Source organism: Hoeflea sp., from assembly GCF_984452065.1.
The window spans coordinates 1-18,226 of sequence record NZ_CFHWAF010000093.1 but is presented as its reverse complement, the minus strand read 5'-3'; the positions used below and the strand labels follow the sequence as shown (position 1 = coordinate 18,226).

The following is an 18,226-nucleotide window of genomic DNA, read 5'->3' as shown; positions in this document are numbered from 1 at the left end:
TAAGGATGGCTGGGGAACCTGGATTCGAACCAGGACTAACGGAGTCAGAGTCCGCGGGTCTACCGTTAACCTATTCCCCAAGTTGCGCGCCGGCTCCGGCGCGGCGGCGTTATAGACAAAATTATAGCGCGATGCAAACGGCCCTGCAAAATTAAATTTATGCCGCCGAAACGCGCCTCGCAAAAATCGTTTGGCGAACCTTGGACGCGCTGTTACAGTTTCCGCAACGAAGAACAGAGAGCGTCCGCTGCCGCATTTTCTGCTTGGCGCGGCGCGACAGGATATAAAGTGGCAGACCCCGAAAAGGACGCACATGCGTCCGCCAACGGGGCGCTGAGAACCGGTAAGGCGAACGGCAGGCACCAGAGCGGTCCCTCCGGTGCCGAGAGCGCCGCGGACGAAAAGCCCGGCGGACGCGCCGCCGTCAAGGGATCCGATCAAGGCGAGGAATCCCGGCGCCCACAGAAGAATGGCGAGGCCTCAGCCGGCGATACCGCGCCCGGCAGCGGCGACGCACGCGGTTCGGGTAAACGCCGCCGGCGCAGGCGGCGCGGCAAGGGTGGCAAATCCCAAAACGGTCAGGCGGCTCCGCAGCAATCGGTGGAAAACCGGGACACGCCACGCCTCAATGGCGGCCGCCCGCCTCAGCAGCAAACGCGCCGCGACGGCAAGAACGCCGGACAGAAGCGGTTCTGGAAGCCGCGGCGGCAGTACGGCAAGGGCCCGCTCTATGCCGCCCTCGATCTCGGCACCAACAATTGCCGCCTGCTTGTCGCCATGCCGACAAAGCCCGGCCAGTTCCGCGTTGTCGACGCGTTCTCGCGCATTGTCCGGCTGGGGGAGGGGCTCGGCGGGCGCGGCGAGCTCTCCGAAGAGGCGATGGACCGAGCCGTCGAGGCGCTGAAGATCTGCGCCGGCCAGATGGAAAGCCGTCCCGTCCGCCGCCACCGCCTGATCGCCACCGAGGCCTGCCGCTCGGCGCGCAACGGCTCGGAATTCCTCGACCGGGTCAAGGACGAGACGGGTCTCGACCTTGAGATCGTCAACCGGGAGACCGAAGCGCGTCTTGCCGTCTCCGGCTGTTCCTCGCTTGTCGGGCGCGAGACCGACGGCGTCGTCCTTTTCGATATCGGCGGCGGATCCTCCGAGATCGCCGCGATCGACCTTTCGGGCAGCCGCTCCAACCGGCTCGCAAACCACATCGCCGCCTGGACATCGCTGCCCGTCGGCGTGGTGACGCTGTCCGAACGGCATGGCGGCCGCGATGTGACGGCGCAGATCTTCACCGACATGGTCGACGAGGTCAGCGGCCTGCTGGAAGATTTCGCCTGTCCGGACATTCCCGGCTGCGCCGGCTTCCGCGACGGCGTCTTCCACCTGCTCGGCACGTCCGGAACCGTCACGACCCTCGCCGGCGTTTATCTAGATCTGCCGCGTTACGACCGGCGGCGCGTCGACGGGCTCTGGCTCTCAAGCGATGATGTCGACCGGATGACGCAGAAGCTTCTGTCGTGGGATTTCGAGGCCCGGGCCTCGAACCCCTGCATCGGATCGGACCGCGCCGACCTGGTGCTCGCGGGCTGCGCCATCCTCGAGGCGATCCGCCGCCGCTGGCCGGCCGAACGGCTGCGCGTCGCCGACCGCGGCCTGCGCGAGGGCCTGTTGACCGAGATGATGGCCGCCGACGGCATCTGGCGGCGCGGCCGGGGCCGGCGCAACCGGTTCAAGCGGCCCTCCGGGCATGGCCACCGCCGGGGCCCGAGGCAGGGCGAGGGGGGTGGCAGCCGATGAAACGTGCGACAGGCGGCAGCCGCACCGGACGCAAATTGGGCCAGAAGATCAGGAAACGCGGCAAGCTGAAGGCCTCGTCGCGCCGCTGGCTGGAACGTCACATCAACGATCCCTACGTGCAGCGCGCTCAATTGGAAGGTTACCGCGCGCGCGCAGCCTTCAAGCTGCTGGAGATCGACGAGAAGCACAAGATCCTTGCCGGCGCGAAACGCATTGTCGATCTGGGCTCGGCGCCCGGCAGCTGGTCGCAGATCGCCGCCAAGGTCACCGGTTCGACCGATGCGGACCCGAAGGTCGCCGCGATCGATTTCCTCGAGATGGACCAGGTGCCCGGCGTGCATTTCCTGCAGATGGATTTCCTCGACGACGCGGCGCCGCAAAAGCTGATCGAGGCCTGCGGCGCCGCGCCCGATCTGGTGCTTTCCGACATGGCCGCGCCCACCACCGGCCACCGCCGCACCGACCATCTGCGCACCATGCATCTGTGCGAGGTGGCGGCCTATTTCGCGGTCGATGTGCTCAACAAGGGCGGCCACTTCCTCGCCAAGACCTTCCAGGGCGGCACCGAAGCCGATCTCCTCACCATGCTGAAGAAGAATTTCAAACAGGTCATCCACATCAAACCCCCCGCCTCACGCGCCGAATCGGTGGAGATGTACCTGCTGGCGAAGGATTTTCGTGTATGTGGTTAAAGCAGAAATTTGCTTACGGAGTTGCATTTGGTGACCAGCCTCTTCATCGCCCAATCAGTTGGGCGCCGATAAGATACATCGGCAGAAAGGCAGTCTGACGATGAACATGAATATGCGTGCCGCCAACGCTTTCACTACACTTGATCCAGATGGCGGGCTTAAGCTCGATAAAGATATGCCTCGGGTTGAATTGACAGGCTTGTAGCGCTCTCTGTGGAGCAACTGCATGAGCTTGAGGAATTGCCGGTGTATCTGGCTGAATTAGTGAATTGAGTTTGGGGCAATTGTCACCATATGACACTCAGATCGTTTTTCCATCAGCAAGCCTCTAACGATAATTTTCTTAACGATGACTCACATGACATTAAAAAAATTTACCTTTAATGGCATATACAGATGTATCATCATGATATATATGGTAGCGTATATACGGATGGCTAAGGACAAGTAGTGAGAGCTTCAAAGTCGGATTCAAAGCCATGGGCGCCAGATAAAGCAACGCGTGAAATCCAGGCAATTGCCAGAAGTAAAGCGCTGACATTATCATATAAGCTACATGCAAAAGAGCGAATTGCGGAACTAGGTCTGACGACTTCTGACGTACTGTTCGTCCTGAAAAATGGTTTCGTTTATGAAGAACCAGAGCCTGCAACTCGAAGTGAATACAACAGATACAAAATAGAAAGTTTAAGTCCAAACAGTGGACGGAGAAAAGTTGGATTGGTGGTTATCCCTGATAAGGCAGGGAGCTTGATTAAGATTGTCACAGTCATGTGGATCGATGAGAGGGCAACCAGAGCTGGTTCAATAGTTGGAGTTGAAGATGATTAGGCACCATTACACAGAATGCGGTTTATCAAACGTATTCATCAATGGAATTAGTACAGAGAGGGATGATGATGGTGATGAAATCATCACGATTCCTGCCATCAATGAACTCCATGAGGTAATCGCGCTTGCAATCGTTACTCATTCCAGTGGGATGAGTGGTGAGGAATTACGCTTTCTTAGGAGTGAAATGGGGCTTACTCAGGCTCAACTTGCTGCAACTGTGAACCGCGATAAGCAGTCTATAGGGCGATGGGAGCGCGGTGAAGTTGAAATTGATAGTGCGTCGGAAACAGTCGTTCGCCGGCTTGCCATAGAGAAGTTGAATTTGGAAACCGATTTGGGAATTGATGAACTTTCCAAACGCAGTGTTCCAAGTGCAGGGACTCAGCCCATCACAATCAAAGTCAATGACAGCAATGGGTATGAGTTGGCAGCGGCATAGAGCGAAATGTACATTCTGATGGAGGAGGCCTCGCTGGTCGGGGCCTTTTTTGCTCTTCAGGTAGCTTTTTGTAGCTAATTTATTCGTCTACGAACTCAACTGTGTCATTTCTGGCCAAGGCAATACGAATCGTTTAGTCGGCGGCCAATCTCAATGCTCAATCCCATGGATTGATGACGGAAACACCCACAGCGAGGAATGGCGCGGAATCGCATGTCGCAACCGTCATCTTGTTTGCTGCAGCCGTTGCGGCGATGTACCCGTCCGCAGCGCTGACCGCTGACCCCTGCGACCGGGCCCGGGCCATCAGGTCGGCATAGGCATTTGCGCACGTTGCATCGAATGGAAGGATCCGCTCTCCAAAAAGAGCCACGATCCCATCGAGGGCATCGGTCAGTCTGCTTTTGCGCCTGCCCGCCGGCAGTGCCGCGATGCCGAACAGCAATTCGGCCAATACGATGCTTGGCAGGTAAAGCGTTTCCGCCGCCTGTTCATTGAGCCAGCGTCGCACCGACGGCTCCGGCGCCGGCTTCATGGCTTCCGAAACGATATTTGTATTCAGGACAATCATTCAAAACGTATCGGTTCTGCCGGTGTTTTGTCGCGAATCTGGTCAAATGTCTCTGAATCCCCATCGGTCAGGCCGATTTTTCGGCCAATGACCGCCAGTGCATCACCCATGCGGACACGTTCCGTCGGCCTCAGGGACTTTTCAAGGATCGCGCGCACCTCGGCCTCGGCGCTGCGCCCGTGCTCCGCCGCACGCACACGCAAGGCGCGATGGACTTCATCCGGCACATTTCGGACAGTCAGCGTGGCCATTTTATTCACCTTACTTTCGATTGTGACATCAAATATATAATGTTGCCTTCATCGCTGTCAAATTTCTCTTAGTGACAGCAAATCGCGCTTCTTTTGAGCGCGTCGCGCCATCGTAACTGCAGGCATAGATGACGGATCGATGAAAACCGCGCGGAATTGCCGGCCGGTGACCTATCGTGCTGCTTTTTCTGTTTCATTCGCCCGTTTTCCGTGGTACCAGCCAACGCCAACTCCTGATCGACCAACGGATTTGCAGCGGCGCCGATTCGGCGGGCCGGTGCATTTCTTCATCATAGAGGATTGGCCATGGCGCGTATTATCGAATCGTCGACCGGACACGAAGCCCTTACCTTTGACGATGTGCTGCTGCAGCCCGGCCATTCGGTCGTCATGCCCGGCGAGACCGATATCAGGACGCGCATCGCCCAGGATATCGACCTCAACCTTCCGATCATCTCGTCCGCCATGGACACCGTCACCGAAGCCCGCCTTGCCATCGCCATGGCGCAGGCCGGCGGCATCGGCATCGTCCACCGCAATCTGAGCCCGGACGAGCAGGCTGAAGAAGTGCGGCAGGTCAAGAAGTTCGAATCCGGCATGGTCGTCAATCCGGTGACGATCGGCCCCGACGCAACGCTCGGCGACGCGCAGGCGCTGATGAAGACGCACGGCATCTCCGGCATTCCGGTGGTCGAGAACGGCGGCACGGGCGGCCACAATACGGGCCGCCTCGTCGGTATTCTGACCAATCGCGACGTGCGCTTCGCCTCCGATCCGGCGCAGAAGATCAGCGAACTGATGACGGCCGAGGGCCTCGTGACGGTCAATGAGAGCGTCGAGCAGCACGAAGCCAAGAAATTGCTGCACCAGCACCGGATCGAGAAACTGCTGGTCGTCGATCCGGACGGCCATTGCGTCGGGCTGATCACGGTCAAGGATATCGAGAAGTCGCAGCTCAACCCGCATGCCTCGAAGGATGCGCAGGGGCGGCTGCGTGTCGGCGCCGCGACGACGGTCGGCGATGACGGCTTTGCGCGCGCCGAACGGCTCATTGATGCCGGCATCGACCTGCTGGTGGTCGACACCGCTCACGGCCATTCGCAGCGCGTGCTCGATTCGGTGGCGCGTGTGAAGAAGCTGTCGAATTCGGTGCGCATCATGGCCGGCAATGTCGCCACCGCCGATGGCGCCAGGGCGCTGATCGATGCCGGCGCCGATGCGATCAAGGTCGGCATCGGCCCGGGCTCGATCTGCACCACCCGCATCGTCGCCGGGGTCGGCGTTCCGCAGCTTTCGGCGATCCTGAGCGCCGTCGAGGTCGCGCAGAACAGCAACATTCCGGTCATTGCCGATGGCGGCATCAAGTTTTCCGGCGATATGGCCAAGGCCATCGCCGCCGGCGCGTCCGCCGTCATGATCGGCTCGCTGCTGGCCGGCACGGATGAAAGCCCGGGCGAGGTCTATCTCTATCAGGGCCGCTCGTTCAAAGCCTATCGCGGCATGGGCTCCGTCGGCGCGATGGCGCGCGGCTCCGCCGACCGTTATTTCCAGGCCGAGGTGCGCGATACGCTCAAACTCGTGCCGGAGGGCATCGAGGGGCAGGTGCCCTATAAGGGGCCGGTCGCGGCCGTCCTGCACCAGCTTGGCGGCGGCCTGAAGGCGGCCATGGGCTATGTCGGCGCGGCGAACCTTGAGGAATTGCACGAGCGCGCCCGCTTCGTGCGCATCTCCGGCGCCGGCCTGCGCGAAAGCCACACCCATGACGTGACCATCACCCGCGAAAGCCCGAACTATCCCGGCAGCGTTTAGAGCGGGATTAAGACGGACAGGCCACCGCAGGCGCTGATCCAAAAACGCGTCAGAGCTTTACAACAGGTGGCTGCCGGACTCGATGCATCGCCGGATGGCGGTCCGTGCGACCTGAAAGTCCTCATGCCTGAGACCGGTATAGCGGCGGTCGGCGATGTCGGCCGTCGCATCATAGGCGCTCATGGCCCGATGGAAGGCCCGGTTGACCTCGGGCGCCTGGCGGCGGCCTGGGCTGATCTGATAGATGATGTCGTAGGTCGTTTTCATTGTGGTCTGCGCCCAGTGGCCGACACCGGCCGCCTGGTCCCGTTCCGACCGGGAGGGAATTGCTTCCAGTGAATGCTGGAGAAGCGCGAGGTGACGGCGCAGCCGTTGTCTGTCGGCGGCGTTCAACACATGGTGTCCGGTTCCTGGTCGCGGTTCAGCCACTGTGTCCCTCCCTTCAAACGCACTTTTTTGTTTTTTATCAATAAAATGAGCCAAAAAACCCGAATTGATTGTGCGTTATGGCGCTTGTCCGTATCGGCATTCCCTGATGCGGGCAGGATCAAGCGTGACGCAAAATTGTGTCAATTTATCGAAGCGCCGGGAACGGCTGCCCCGCCCGCTCAATGCGGCGAGGCAGGTTGATCGCGTGCCGGCTGTTTCAACTTTGCCCATTTGACACTAACGTCCTGTCGCAGATTCGCAGCGGGGAACAGCCATGAGCAACACAGCAATTTTCTGGCCGTTGATTGTCCAGACGGGCCTTATCTATGTCATTTACTACCTTGTCTCGCTTCGCCGGCTGAGCGCGGTGAGGGCGGGAACGGTCAAGGCGTCCGAATACAAGGTGCCGATCATCGAGCCGGAGCCGACCGCGACGGTGGCCCGGAACCTCGTCAACCAGTTCGAGCTGCCGTTCCTGTTCTATGCCGTCTGCATCGCGCTCGCGATGGTCAACGGCGTGAACTATGCGGTGCTCATTCTGGCCTGGGCGTTCGTCGCCAGCCGCATCGTCCATTCCTACGTCCACATCACCACGAACGAAGTGCGAAAGCGCCGTCCGCTCTTCATCGTCGGTTACGTTGTCAACGCGATCCTGTGGCTGTGGCTGGCCTTTGTGCTGCTCGGCATCTAAGCCCGGCTTTCGGCGCGGGGCATGGTCAGCGCCAGTGTGCCTCGATCCATGCATCAAGTGCGCTTACGCTCTTCTCAAGCAGCGTCTTGAGTTTGGCCACGTCGGCTTCGGCCCGCTTTTCAACGGCAAGTATATTGTCGTTGAGATGCCGGTCGGTCTCCTGAAGCGCGGCCGAGAGCTGGTCATTGGCCGGCACGCCGGAGGCAAGGTCCCTGGAGGCTGCGGCCATCGGCCCCGTATGGCGGATGCCGAGATCCCGGAGCCAGACGTCCTGCGGCTCATATTCGAATTCACCGAGGCGTGCCGCCAGTTCGTCGCGGCGCTGTGTCCAATCGGCAATGTCCTTTTCACTTGGCCGATCGCTCTCAACACTCATCTTGTGCTCCTTGCTCCGTTAGCGCGCAATGCATGTTTCATCGCCGGTATGTGGCATCTTGTTCGAAGATGCAACCGGTCCGGCAAGCCGTGTTAAACATTTTCCTCTTCCCGGAGACTGGATGCGTTTGCAGCCTCTCGCCTTTCCTTTGAGGATCAGCCGCGCTATGGGTCCGCGAATGTTAGGCACAGGAATTTTGACATGCGGTTAGGCGGGCGGATGGCGGCGGCCATCGAGGTGCTCAGCGATATCGAACAGCGCAAGCGCCCGGTCGCCGAAGCCTTGAAGGACTGGGGTCTCTCGCACCGGTTCGCAGGCTCCGGCGACCGCGCGGCCATCGGCAATCTTGTCTACGACGCGCTGCGCAGGAAGCTGTCGAACGCCTATCTCATGGATGCCGACACGCCCGCGGCGCTGATCCATGCGGTGCTCTATCGCGATTGGGGTATCGGCCCGGAAAAGCTTGCCGCCCAACTGGACGGCGACCGCTTTGCGCCTGACCCGCTGCCGGCGGAGGCACTGGCGGCCTTCCGCACGCGCGACCTGTCGAAAGCGCCGCCGCATATGCAGGCCGATATCCCCGAATGGACATGTTTTGCCTTCGAGGAGAATTTCGGCGAAGACTGGGTTGCGGAGGCTGCCGCCTTCGGCGACCGCCCGCCGCTGGATATGCGCGTCAATACGCTGAAGGCGTCGCCCGACAAGGTGGAGAAGGCGTTGGCGCGCAGTGGTGCGGTGAGAACCGCCATCGCGCGCCACGGCCTTCGCATCGAGCCGCGCGAAGGGCCTGCAAGGCTTCCGAACGTGACTGCCGAGCCGGCATTCCGGAAGGGCTGGTTCGAGGTTCAGGATGAGGGCAGCCAGATTGTCTCGGATCTGATATTTGCCCGGTCCGGCGAGCAGGTGCTCGACTATTGCGCCGGTGGCGGCGGCAAGACGCTGGCGCTTTGTGCCGCGATGGAAAACAGCGGCCAGATTCATGCCTATGACATCGACAAGGCGCGGCTTGCGCCGATCTTTGACCGGTTGAAGCGGGCGGGCACCCGCAATGTGCAGGTTCATGATCCCGAGGCCGATCTGAACGCCCTTGCCGGCCGGATGGACAAGGTCGTTATCGATGCGCCCTGCACGGGCACCGGCACCTGGCGGCGGCGTCCGGATACAAAATGGAAACTCACCGCGAAGAACCTGGAGGAGAGGATCGATCAGCAGCAGGAGGTGCTTGCATCCGCCGCGCCTTTCGTGCGTCCGGGTGGATACCTGATCTACATCACCTGTTCGGTCCTGCCGCAGGAAAATGAGGCGCAGGTCTACGGTTTCTGTGAAGACAATGGAGAGTTCGAGATCGTCTCGGCGGGCGAAGTCTGGCGGGATCTGTTCGGTGAAAGCAAACGCCAGCCCTGGTCCGCCGATATGAAGACGGTCACGCTGACACCGGCGGCGACCCGCACGGATGGATTTTTCTTTGCGGTGATGCGGAGGGGGCAATGAGGAAAACATATGGTTGAATTCAAGCTACGCAATCCGGATTTCGAGGCCCGTTCCCTGCAGAGCTTCGAGCGCCAGAAGGTCATGAAGACGCTTGGAATGCAGTTGAACAAGGTCGCGCCCGGAATGGTGGAACTGGAAATGCCGTTCCACGAGGACTTCACCCAGCAGCACGGCTTCCTGCATGCGGGAATCATTTCAACGGCGCTTGATTCGGCCTGTGGTTATGCCGCCTTCACACTGATGGCGGCCGACGCGGCGGTCCTGACGATTGAGTTCAAGATCAATCTGCTCTCGCCCGCCAGCGGTGAGCGCTTCATTTTCCGCGCCGAAGTCACCAAACCCGGCAGCACCGTCACGGTGGCCGACGGCAGGGCCTTTGCGGTCAGCGCCGATGGAACGGAAAAACTGGTGGCAACGATGACCGGGACCATGATGGCCGTGGTCGGACGCGAGGGTGTTGAAGGATGAGAGATATGATCAAGACAGTTTCCGGCAAGAAGCTCCTTTACATCATGGCCGCGGAGCAGGAGTACGGCGCGGAACTGAAACAGCGCTTCACGCCGCTGATCACCGGCGTCGGCCCGGTCGAAGCGGCCGTCGGCGTTGCAGCGGCGCTGCAGGAATTGACCATGGACGGTGAAAAGCCGGATCTTGTCGTGTCGCTCGGATCGGCAGGGTCCGCCGAGCTGGAGCAGACCGTAGTCTATCAGGTGTCTTCGGTTTCCTACCGGGACATGGATGCGAGCGCGCTCGGCTTTGAAAAGGGCGCGACGCCGTTTCTCGACCTGCCGGTTGTTGTCGGCTTGCCCATCTCGGTTCCGGGACTTCAATCGGCGACGCTTTCAACCGGTGCCAATATCGTCTCCGGCGCTGACTATGAGGCGATCGGCGCCCGGATGGTCGACATGGAAAGTTTTGCGGTGCTGCGCGCCTGTGACCGCTTCAACGTACCGCTTTTCGGCCTGCGCGGCATCTCCGACGGGAAGGCCGAATTGGGGCATATAGACGACTGGACGCAGTACCTGCACATCGTCGATGAGAAACTGGCGCAAGCAGTGGATCGGCTTGAAAAAGCAATCGCCGACGGCACGATTGCGATCTGACTGTGAAGCCGGAATTAGACAACCAATGTCAGTTGATTATGTGTATGACTGGTACTGGGTTTCTGATAGATCGGGACCAGTCGCATGAGACGCATTAGAGCATCGGGCGATTAATCTGCGACATATCCAGTGTTTTTGAGATAATTCCAGCATTCTTGCGGTTCGAAGAGGCCGCAGATATCGCCGACGGCGCGCCACAGTTCATCATAGGTTCGCGCCTTTGCCTTTCTGAGCGAGGTCTTCAGTTTGGCGAAGGCCATCTCAATGGGATTAAGGTCGGGCGAGTATTTGGGCAGGAACAGGAACCAGGCGCCGATTTCGGCCAGCGCCTTTGCCGCCCGCGGGCTTTTGTGCACATTGAGATTGTCGAGGATGACCACATCGCCGCGTCTTAAGCTCGGCACCAATTGGGTGCTGACATAGGCATCGAAGGCCATGCCGTCCATGGCCCCGTCGACAATCCAGGGGGCGACAAGTCCATCGCACCGCAGGCCGGCGATGAAGGTCTGCGTGTGCCACTTGCCGAAAGGCGCATCGGCCATGAGCCGCTCTCCCCTTGGGCTGCGTCCGCGCAACGGTGTCATGTTGGTCTTCACACTGGTTTCATCCAGGAAGACCAGCCGCGCTGTGTGGCCATGCATGAACGGCTGGCGGCGCTCGACCCATGTCCGGCGGGCCTGCTTGACGTCAGAGCGTTCTTTCTCCGACGCCAGAAGCGTTTTTTTTATAGCTGAAGCCTTCCTTGCACAGAAGCTTGGACAGGTTCGACGGGTCGACCGTGACGCCATGTTGCGCCTCCAGCCATGTGGCCAGATCCGGCATGGTGATGTCCGGCTGAGCTTTCACCTTGTCGACAATGGCCTCGCGGCAGGGCCCCAGCTTGCCTGACCCTTTGGGGCGCCCCTGCCTGGCCGGCTCAACCGAGCCGGTGGCCGCATAGCGGGCCTGAACCCTCACCGCCGTCGACGGCGCGACCTCAAACTGCGCCGCAACCGCACGTCGCGACTTGCCCGCCGCAATGCCGCGCACCATCCGAACACGAAGATCGTTCGAAACCGATTTTCCCATGGAACACCTCCTGAACCAGGGGAATCACGCTCCGCACAAAAAGGCAAACCAAAACGATTCGCGTTTCACGCCCGATGCTCTAGAGCATCAGGATGCGCAAAGGGTAAAACGGTGCTATCTGTCTTCATGGCGTATCGCTCCTTCGTGAGGGTCTGCCAGGCTTCCTAACCCGCCTCGATACGCCGCCTTTTTCAAGCCGTCATCACCCAAATTCAGCCATGGCTCCCGGAAACCGCGCGATAGACGGTCTCCGCGGCTTCCAGACGCGCTGTGCTTTTCTCAAGTACCCCCAAATTCCCTGCGAAAGGTTCTCACCGCGGCCTCCAGACGCTCTGTGTTTTTCTCAAGTTCCCACAAAGCCCCTCGCGCGATTGCGAGCCCGTTCTGTGTTTCGGCCCGGCCTGCCGGGTCGTCTTTTCTGGTTCGTACCTTCAGAACCGCACGATAGGCTTTTACCGCGGCCTCCAGACGCTCTTTGTTTTTCTCAAGTTCCCCCAAAGCCCCTAGCGCGGTTGCGCGCCCGTTCTGTGTTTCGGCCCATTTGTGCGGGTCTTTGTCTCTGGTTCGTATCTGCAGAGCCTGCTCAAAGTTAAATACCGCCGTCTCCAGACGCTCTGTGTTTTTCTCAAGTTCCCCCAAAGCCCTTAGCGCGGTTGCCAGCCCGTTCTGTGTTTCGGCCCATTTGTGCGGGTCTTTGTCTCTGGTTCGTATCTGCAGAGCCTGCTCAAAGTTAAATACCGCCGTCTCCAGACGCTCTGTGTTTTTCTCAAGTTCCCCCAAAGCCCTTAGCGCGGTTGCCAGCCCGTTCTGTGTTTCGGCCCATTTGTGCGGGTCTTTGTCTCTGGTTCGTATCTGCAGAGCCTGCTCAAAGTTAAATACCGCCGTCGTAAGCCACCCTGTGCTTTTCTTACGTGCCCCCAAAGCGGACCTTATAATACCTAAATCGTTTCGTACTTCGCCGCGTTGATCCGAGTCTTTAGCGCTTGCGTGGAAGTACTTACGTGCAAGCTCTTCGGACACCTCGAGACAGAAGGTGTCGCCCTTGCGGCCGTGCTCAAACCAGCGCCTGTATTCCGCGCGCAGCGGCTTGAAGCTGTCTTCGGGTAGGGCGGGCTGGTTTAGACCCAGTTTTTTCAGTACTGACCTGCTAATAGTCTCCATATAGCGGTTCCGAACGGCTTCGAAAAACTCGTTACCCAAGTCTTCTTGGTGTAGCTCTTGAAATTCTATCACGGCCTTGAGGCGGTTAACCATCTCCATTCTATGATCGTAGATGTCGTCATACTTTTTTCCGGCGGCGCGGATTGCCCACCAAAAGACCTCTCTCGCTTTCTCGAGCGCGGCCTTCCTGCCACGCCGCCCGCCACCCAGCACGCAGATGTCCAACAGCAGGTCTCCGAGACCGAGCAGTGTTTCGGCCCGGCCTTCCTGGTCGTTGTCTCTGGTTCGTACCTTCAGAACCGCGTCATAGGCTTTTACCGCGTCCTCAAGACGCGCTGTGCTTTTCTCATGTACCCCCAAAGCCTTTAGCGCGGTTGCCAGCCTGTTCTGTGTTTCGACCCATTCGTACAGGTCGTCGTTTCTGGTTCGTACCTCCAGAGCCTTGTTATAGGCGCTCACCGCGTCCTCCAGACGCTCTTTGTTTTTCTCGCGTTTCCCCAAAGCGAGAAGCGCGTTTCCGAGATCATTTTGTGCTTCGCCGCGTTGATCCGAGGTTTTAGCGCTTGCGACGCACTTGTTTGCAAGAAGGATGGACACCTTGAGATAGAAGTTGCTGCGCTTGCGGCCGCGCTTGTACCAGTCAACCGAAGCCTGTTGTAGTGCCTTGAAGTCATCTTCGGTTAGGTCGTCGGACCGGTTCAGACCCAGCCTTTCCAGTTCCGAGTCGTAAGCAGCCTTAGTAACCTTTGCATCGTGGCACAGACCGGCTTTGGGAATCTCGTCTTCTGGATTGCGGTCCAGACCGGCTAGGGGAATCTCGTCTTCTAGAGATTTCTTGCTGCTGAAACTGAAATAAAAAAATTTTTCGGCAAAAAACGCCGCGATTCTTTGGACCCATGAGCTTGAGCCCGCCGTACTCATCCGATTATTCTTTTGGGAGACCACCACATTCGACTGACTTGCCTGCGACTGACTTGCCTGTGAGTGTGGCACAGCAGTTGGCTTTGAGGGTCGCTCAGTTTTTTGCGGCCGGAGTGTTACTGCATCTGGCATGTTCAACTCCTATTGGTGGGTTTGCTGTTCAAAGCTATCCGGAAACACGTTCTTGGTGGTGTCGAATGGGACAGTAATCCTCCGGTTTTTCACCGGATCGAAAACGGGACTTCAGTCCGCTGTTTTCAGTTTCATTGCGGGCGGACTACCAATGTCGCCGGGGGCACCTTCAAGGGAACCGGGGTCAGAACCGTGCGGCATCTTGTATGCCATGACGGTTCTATAAGACCAAGCGGAGGGTATATCGATGACCGAGATCAGCATGTTGGCAATCGACCTGGCGAAGGACAGCTTCCAAGTCTGTGCGATCGGGCCGGATGGGATGGTAATTTACAATCGGGCGCTGTCACGGTCGCGATTGCTTGAACGTAATGGTAACGGCCCAGGTCAACCCGCGCGCGCTCGGCGCTTGCCGGAAAGGTGCGCTCATGCCATATCCGGCATCGGCAAGGACGCAACTAAAACGGACACCTTCTGCTCGAACCCGGTCGATTTGCGCCAAAGCAATTTCGGGCTTGGTCCTGTAGTCACGAACATCATCAGGAACTCCGGCGCGATCAAGCCGGGCGATATCGGAAGTCCAGCTCTCCGGCAGGAAGAGCCGCAATCCGACCATGACAGGCACTTCGTTTGAAGCGAGCGTCACGGACACCAGCGTCTGGCAGTTCGCCCGTTTTCCCAATGCCGAAGCATATTGAGGGGCCACCCCATGGTTCCCCTTTTGGGCAGTGCGGTGTCGTCGATGATCAGCCAGGCATCGTTCCCGCCAACCAGCCGGTCAGCTTCGCTGAGCAAGGCGGTTTCAAGTGGAGCAGGTTCCCAAGGGCTGCTCGCAATGAAATGGTGCAACTGACCGTAACTGACGGCGCCCGTCCTCGCGGCCATCGGTTGAATGCTCTTGCGGTCTCCCGGACCGATTAAGCCTTCAATATAGGCCGGGCACATCCGGGAACGGGTCTTATGACCAAGCGCCACCAAAAACGGCGCGAGCCAGCGTTCGAGATCACCCTGTCAATTCCCATCCATGACCGACACCTTCTAAAGCCGGTCTCTTATGAACCACCGAAAACCCCTTCGGGGAATCCTCTAAAATTAAAACCCACAAACATCTGCCAAAGTAGTGCCAGGCCAAACCTCGATTTCCCGCAATAAATCGATTTTCGATTGTGAAGCTTCAAACCCGGCGGGAATCGGTCTAAAGCCTTGCCATGAACAGCACATCTCATCCCGACACCGTCCTTATCATCGACTTCGGCTCCCAGGTCACGCAGCTGATTGCCCGCCGCGTCCGCGAGGCCGGCGTCTATTGCGAGATCGTTCCCTTCCAGTCGGCCGAGGCCGGCTTTGAACGCATCAAACCAAAGGCCGTTATCTTATCCGGCGGTCCGGCGTCGACGACCGAGACCGGCTCACCCCGCGCGCCCCAGCCTATCTTCGATGCCGGCGTGCCGCTGCTCGGCATCTGCTACGGCCAGATGACGATGTGTGTGCAGATGGGCGGCAAGGCCGAACCGTCCGACCATCGCGAATTCGGACGTGCCTATGTCGAGGTTTTGAAGGACTGCCCGCTGTTTGACGGGGTCTGGACACAGGGCCAGCGCCACCAGGTCTGGATGAGCCATGGCGACCGGGTGATCGACCTGCCGCCGGGCTTTGAGATTCTGGGCCGCTCGGAAGGTGCGCCCTTCGCCGTCTTCGGCAATGTGGAACGCAAGGCCTACGGAATGATGTTCCATCCGGAGGTCATCCATACGCCCGACGGCGCCAGGCTGATCGGCAATTTTGTCCGCCGTATCGCGGGCCTTGAAGGCAATTGGACCATGGCCGCCTATCGCGACCAGGCGATCGCCGCGATCCGCGAGCAGGTCGGCGACGGCAAAGTCATCTGCGCCCTGTCCGGCGGCGTCGATTCGTCCGTTGCGGCGCTGCTGATCCATGAGGCCGTCGGCGACCGGCTCAACTGTATCCTCGTCGATCACGGGCTGATGCGCAAAAACGAGGCGGCGGATGTGATGGCGATGTTCCGCGAGCATTACAATATCCCGCTGATGCTGGTCGATGCATCCGACACCTTTGTCGATGCGCTGGAAGGCGAGAGCGATCCCGAGGTCAAGCGCAAGACGATCGGCAAGCTTTTCATCGATGTTTTCGAGGAAGAGGCCCGAAAGCTCGGCGGTGCGGATTTCCTCGCGCAGGGAACCCTCTATCCCGACGTGATCGAAAGTGTCTCCTTCACCGGCGGACCGTCCGTGACCATCAAGTCGCACCACAATGTCGGCGGATTGCCGGAACGCATGAACATGAAGCTGGTCGAGCCGCTGCGCGAACTGTTCAAGGACGAGGTGCGCGCCCTCGGCCGCGAGCTTGGCCTTCCGGACAGTTTCATCGGCCGCCACCCGTTCCCCGGTCCCGGCCTCGCCATTCGCTGCCCCGGCGGCGTGACGCGCGAGAAGCTGGATATCCTGCGCGAGGCAGACGCCATCTATCTCGACGAGATCCGTACGGCCGGCCTCTACGATACCATCTGGCAGGCCTTCGCCGTATTGCTGCCGGTGCAGACCGTCGGTGTCATGGGCGACGGGCGCACCTATGAATATGTCTGCGCTTTGCGGGCGGTCACATCCGTCGACGGCATGACGGCCGATTTCTACCACTACGATATGGAATTTCTCAGCCGCGCCGCGACCCGCATCATCAACGAGGTCCGCGGCATCAACCGAGTCGTCTACGACGTGACCTCAAAACCCCCCGGGACGATTGAGTGGGAGTGAGCGGCGACCGCCGAAGGCGGGAAGCCGATCTTGCAGTTTCAGTAGATCGTCAACGCCGGCACGTAGCTCACGAGGATGAGCACGAGGACGGATACGAGGTAGAACGGCCAGAGTTCGACCACGACTTTGCCGATGGTCGTTCGCGCGATGGTCGCGGAGATGAAGAGCGTCGTTCCGACCGGTGGAGTATACAGCCCGATCGCCAGGTTGATGACCATCATCAGGCCCAGTTGGACCGGGTCCAGGCCAATCGCCTGCGCAATTCCGATAAACAGCGGCCCAAGCAGCAGCATGGCTGCCGGCAGGTCGAGGACGGTTCCGACAATCAGCATAATGATGTTCATTGCCAGAATGACCATCCAGGCCTTGTCGAGATTGCCGACAATCCAGTCGGTCAAGGTTTGCGGTACCTGCTCCAGTGTGAGAATCCACTGAACGACCGACGATGCCATGATGATCAGGAGCACGGCGCCCGTCATGACGGCGGTCTCCGTCAGGGCGCGAAGGACGGTTTTCGCATTCAGATCCCGATAGACGACCGATCCGATGAAAAGCGCGTACGCAACCGCCATCACGCTGACCTCGGTTGGGGTCGCCACGCCGAAACGAAGCGTCCCGATAACAAATACCGGCATGACAAGAGCTGGCAGGGCCTTCAAGGCCTGGCCGCGCCACACCGAGAAGCCACCGAAGAAGGGGGAAGGCGGCAGGCCGCGACACACGGCCGTCAGCCAGCAGGCACCCAACAGCCCGGCGCCGAGCATGAGGCCCGGAATGATACCGGCGACAAAAAGATCGATGATCGATGTCGACGTCACGAGGCCGAACAGGATGAGAGGAATGGAGGGCGGAATGAGAAGCGAAATCGTGGCAGACGACGCGTTGATGGCGGCGGCAAAGGCCGGCGGGTAACCTTCCCTGACCTGGACCGGAATCAGCGCGTTTCCGAGTGCGGATGCGTCTGCAACGGCGGATCCGGACACGCCGCCGAACATAACGGAGCCCAGAATGGAAACCTGGCCCATGCCGCCGCGGACACGACCGATCACCAGTTTGGCGAAGGCGATAAGGTGGTCGCCGATCCGCCCCGACATCATCAGACTGCCCGCCAGGATGAAGAACGGGATGGCCAGCATCGGGAAGCTCTGGGTCGGCGTGTAGAGGCGCTGCATGATAACCGCCAGCGGCCGCCCCTCGACAAGAAGGGCAATTCCCGCGCCGCCGAGCAATGCGAACGCAATCGGCACCGAGAAGATAACAAGAACTGCGAAGGTCCAGCCGACAATTATTGACATCGTGTCAGCTCAGGCTCTTTTCGGGTGCGTTGCCGTTCAGGTAAGGCTCGCCAAGCAGGAGGAGGACAAGGTCTATGGCTGCGACGACGGCAACGGCGATAAAGGCAACAACCAGACCCAACATGCCGTAAAACTGCGGAATTCCGGTTTCCGCCAGGCGCATGAATTTGGATGCGTTGAGGATGGGCGTGGCCGTCCAGACCACGCCGATGCAGATCAGTACGATGAGACCATGAACGAAGGCTCCGACCAGGCGTCGGGGGCGGCGCGGGACGATATTTGCAAAAAGGTTGATTTGTATGTTGCGGCCGAGGCAGCCGGCAACGCTGATCGCACCGCCGACCGCCCAGGGAAACAGGATGTATGGAATTTCGTAGGCCCAGGATATGCCGCGATCAAAC

19 protein-coding genes, 1 tRNA gene and 1 pseudogene are annotated in these 18,226 nt (G+C 59.5%); 11 read left to right on the top strand and 10 right to left on the bottom strand.

The window, feature by feature from the left end:
- Positions 1-6: 6 nt before the first annotated feature.
- Positions 7-80: transfer RNA gene (locus tag AC5E6N_RS16735), tRNA-Gln, on the bottom strand.
- A 208-nt stretch (positions 81-288) separates the two neighbouring features.
- Here AC5E6N_RS16735 and AC5E6N_RS16730 point away from each other — a divergent pair.
- The 4 genes from AC5E6N_RS16730 (at position 289) to AC5E6N_RS16715 (ending at position 3,756) form a co-directional block, all read left to right on the top strand.
- The gene (locus AC5E6N_RS16730; RefSeq protein ID WP_491748884.1) at positions 289-1,791 is read left to right on the top strand and encodes a Ppx/GppA phosphatase family protein; all 1,503 of its coding nucleotides are present in this window, start codon (positions 289-291) and stop codon (positions 1,789-1,791) included.
- Positions 1,788-2,483, top strand: coding sequence for an RlmE family RNA methyltransferase (locus tag AC5E6N_RS16725; protein WP_491748883.1), 696 nt, complete (start codon positions 1,788-1,790; stop codon positions 2,481-2,483). Before AC5E6N_RS16730 ends, AC5E6N_RS16725 begins: the two co-directional genes overlap by 4 nt.
- Positions 2,484-2,933: 450 nt before the next feature.
- Entirely contained in the window at positions 2,934-3,314 is a 381-nt protein-coding gene (locus AC5E6N_RS16720; protein ID WP_491748882.1) for a DUF4258 domain-containing protein, read from the top strand.
- Entirely contained in the window at positions 3,307-3,756 is a 450-nt protein-coding gene (locus AC5E6N_RS16715) for a helix-turn-helix domain-containing protein (protein ID WP_491748881.1), read from the top strand. Before AC5E6N_RS16720 ends, AC5E6N_RS16715 begins: the two co-directional genes overlap by 8 nt.
- 157 nt (positions 3,757-3,913) lie before the next feature.
- On the opposite strand, the gene AC5E6N_RS16710 is transcribed toward AC5E6N_RS16715, so the two are convergent.
- Positions 3,914-4,327 (bottom strand): type II toxin-antitoxin system VapC family toxin, encoded by a 414-nt coding sequence (locus AC5E6N_RS16710; protein ID WP_491748880.1) that lies wholly within the window; start codon positions 4,325-4,327, stop codon positions 3,914-3,916.
- Complete coding sequence (locus tag AC5E6N_RS16705) at positions 4,324-4,578, bottom strand: FitA-like ribbon-helix-helix domain-containing protein (RefSeq protein ID WP_491748879.1); 255 nt, start codon at positions 4,576-4,578, stop codon at positions 4,324-4,326. The genes AC5E6N_RS16710 and AC5E6N_RS16705 overlap by 4 nt, the downstream gene beginning before the upstream one ends.
- A gap of 306 nt (positions 4,579-4,884) precedes the next feature.
- Here AC5E6N_RS16705 and guaB point away from each other — a divergent pair, with 306 nt between their 5' ends.
- Positions 4,885-6,387 (top strand): IMP dehydrogenase, encoded by a 1,503-nt coding sequence (gene guaB, locus AC5E6N_RS16700; RefSeq protein WP_491748878.1) that lies wholly within the window; start codon positions 4,885-4,887, stop codon positions 6,385-6,387.
- 57 nt (positions 6,388-6,444) lie between these two features.
- On the opposite strand, the gene AC5E6N_RS16695 is transcribed toward guaB, so the two are convergent.
- Positions 6,445-6,654, bottom strand: a complete 210-nt coding sequence (locus tag AC5E6N_RS16695) for a hypothetical protein (protein ID WP_491748877.1) — start codon at positions 6,652-6,654, stop codon at positions 6,445-6,447.
- Between the two features lie 72 nt (positions 6,655-6,726).
- On the opposite strand from AC5E6N_RS16695, the gene AC5E6N_RS16690 reads away from it, so the two are divergent.
- Positions 6,727-7,017, top strand: coding sequence for a hypothetical protein (locus tag AC5E6N_RS16690; RefSeq protein WP_491748876.1), 291 nt, complete (start codon positions 6,727-6,729; stop codon positions 7,015-7,017).
- 73 nt (positions 7,018-7,090) lie between these two features.
- Complete coding sequence (locus tag AC5E6N_RS16685) at positions 7,091-7,507, top strand: MAPEG family protein (protein WP_491748875.1); 417 nt, start codon at positions 7,091-7,093, stop codon at positions 7,505-7,507.
- Positions 7,508-7,532: 25 nt separating this feature from the next.
- Here AC5E6N_RS16685 and AC5E6N_RS16680 read toward each other — a convergent pair whose 3' ends face one another.
- Positions 7,533-7,883 carry a hypothetical protein gene (locus tag AC5E6N_RS16680; RefSeq protein WP_491748874.1) on the bottom strand — a complete coding sequence of 117 codons (351 nt, stop codon included), beginning with the start codon at positions 7,881-7,883 and terminating at the stop codon, positions 7,533-7,535.
- Between the two features lie 201 nt (positions 7,884-8,084).
- Between AC5E6N_RS16680 and AC5E6N_RS16675 the strand changes: the two genes are divergently transcribed.
- Genes AC5E6N_RS16675 through AC5E6N_RS16665 form a run of 3 tightly spaced genes read left to right on the top strand, consistent with a single transcriptional unit; the run spans position 8,085 to position 10,477 of the window.
- On the top strand, positions 8,085-9,374 hold the full coding sequence (locus AC5E6N_RS16675; RefSeq protein WP_491748873.1) for an RsmB/NOP family class I SAM-dependent RNA methyltransferase: 1,290 nt from the start codon (positions 8,085-8,087) through the stop codon (positions 9,372-9,374).
- A 9-nt stretch (positions 9,375-9,383) separates the two neighbouring features.
- A complete protein-coding gene (locus tag AC5E6N_RS16670) occupies positions 9,384-9,842 on the top strand; it encodes a PaaI family thioesterase (protein ID WP_491748872.1) in 459 nt (152 codons plus the stop codon).
- 5 nt (positions 9,843-9,847) lie between these two features.
- Positions 9,848-10,477, top strand: a complete 630-nt coding sequence (locus AC5E6N_RS16665) for a 5'-methylthioadenosine/S-adenosylhomocysteine nucleosidase (RefSeq protein WP_491748871.1) — start codon at positions 9,848-9,850, stop codon at positions 10,475-10,477.
- A 110-nt stretch (positions 10,478-10,587) separates the two neighbouring features.
- Here AC5E6N_RS16665 and AC5E6N_RS16660 read toward each other — a convergent pair.
- The 3 genes and pseudogenes from AC5E6N_RS16660 to AC5E6N_RS16650 all read right to left on the bottom strand — a co-directional run.
- Positions 10,588-11,545 (bottom strand): IS630 family transposase gene (locus tag AC5E6N_RS16660; protein ID WP_491748870.1). Its coding sequence is split into 2 segments (ribosomal slippage): positions 10,588-11,224 and positions 11,223-11,545, totalling 960 coding nucleotides; the frame shifts between segments, so codons are not numbered across the junction.
- Between the two features lie 279 nt (positions 11,546-11,824).
- On the bottom strand, positions 11,825-13,759 hold the full coding sequence (locus tag AC5E6N_RS16655; RefSeq protein WP_491748869.1) for a tetratricopeptide repeat protein: 1,935 nt from the start codon (positions 13,757-13,759) through the stop codon (positions 11,825-11,827).
- 358 nt (positions 13,760-14,117) lie between these two features.
- Positions 14,118-14,737, bottom strand: a pseudogene (locus tag AC5E6N_RS16650) (IS701 family transposase); the annotation flags it as partial.
- Positions 14,738-14,967: 230 nt separating this feature from the next.
- On the opposite strand from AC5E6N_RS16650, the gene guaA reads away from it, so the two are divergent.
- Positions 14,968-16,530: a glutamine-hydrolyzing GMP synthase gene (gene guaA / locus AC5E6N_RS16645; protein ID WP_491748868.1), complete on the top strand. Its 1,563-nt coding sequence runs from the start codon at positions 14,968-14,970 to the stop codon at positions 16,528-16,530.
- Between the two features lie 38 nt (positions 16,531-16,568).
- Here guaA and AC5E6N_RS16640 read toward each other — a convergent pair whose 3' ends face one another.
- The gene (locus AC5E6N_RS16640) at positions 16,569-17,825 is read right to left on the bottom strand and encodes a TRAP transporter large permease (RefSeq protein WP_491748867.1); all 1,257 of its coding nucleotides are present in this window, start codon (positions 17,823-17,825) and stop codon (positions 16,569-16,571) included.
- A 4-nt stretch (positions 17,826-17,829) separates the two neighbouring features.
- On the bottom strand, positions 17,830-18,226 hold a 397-nt coding region (locus AC5E6N_RS16635; RefSeq protein ID WP_491748866.1), incomplete at its 5' end, for a TRAP transporter small permease subunit.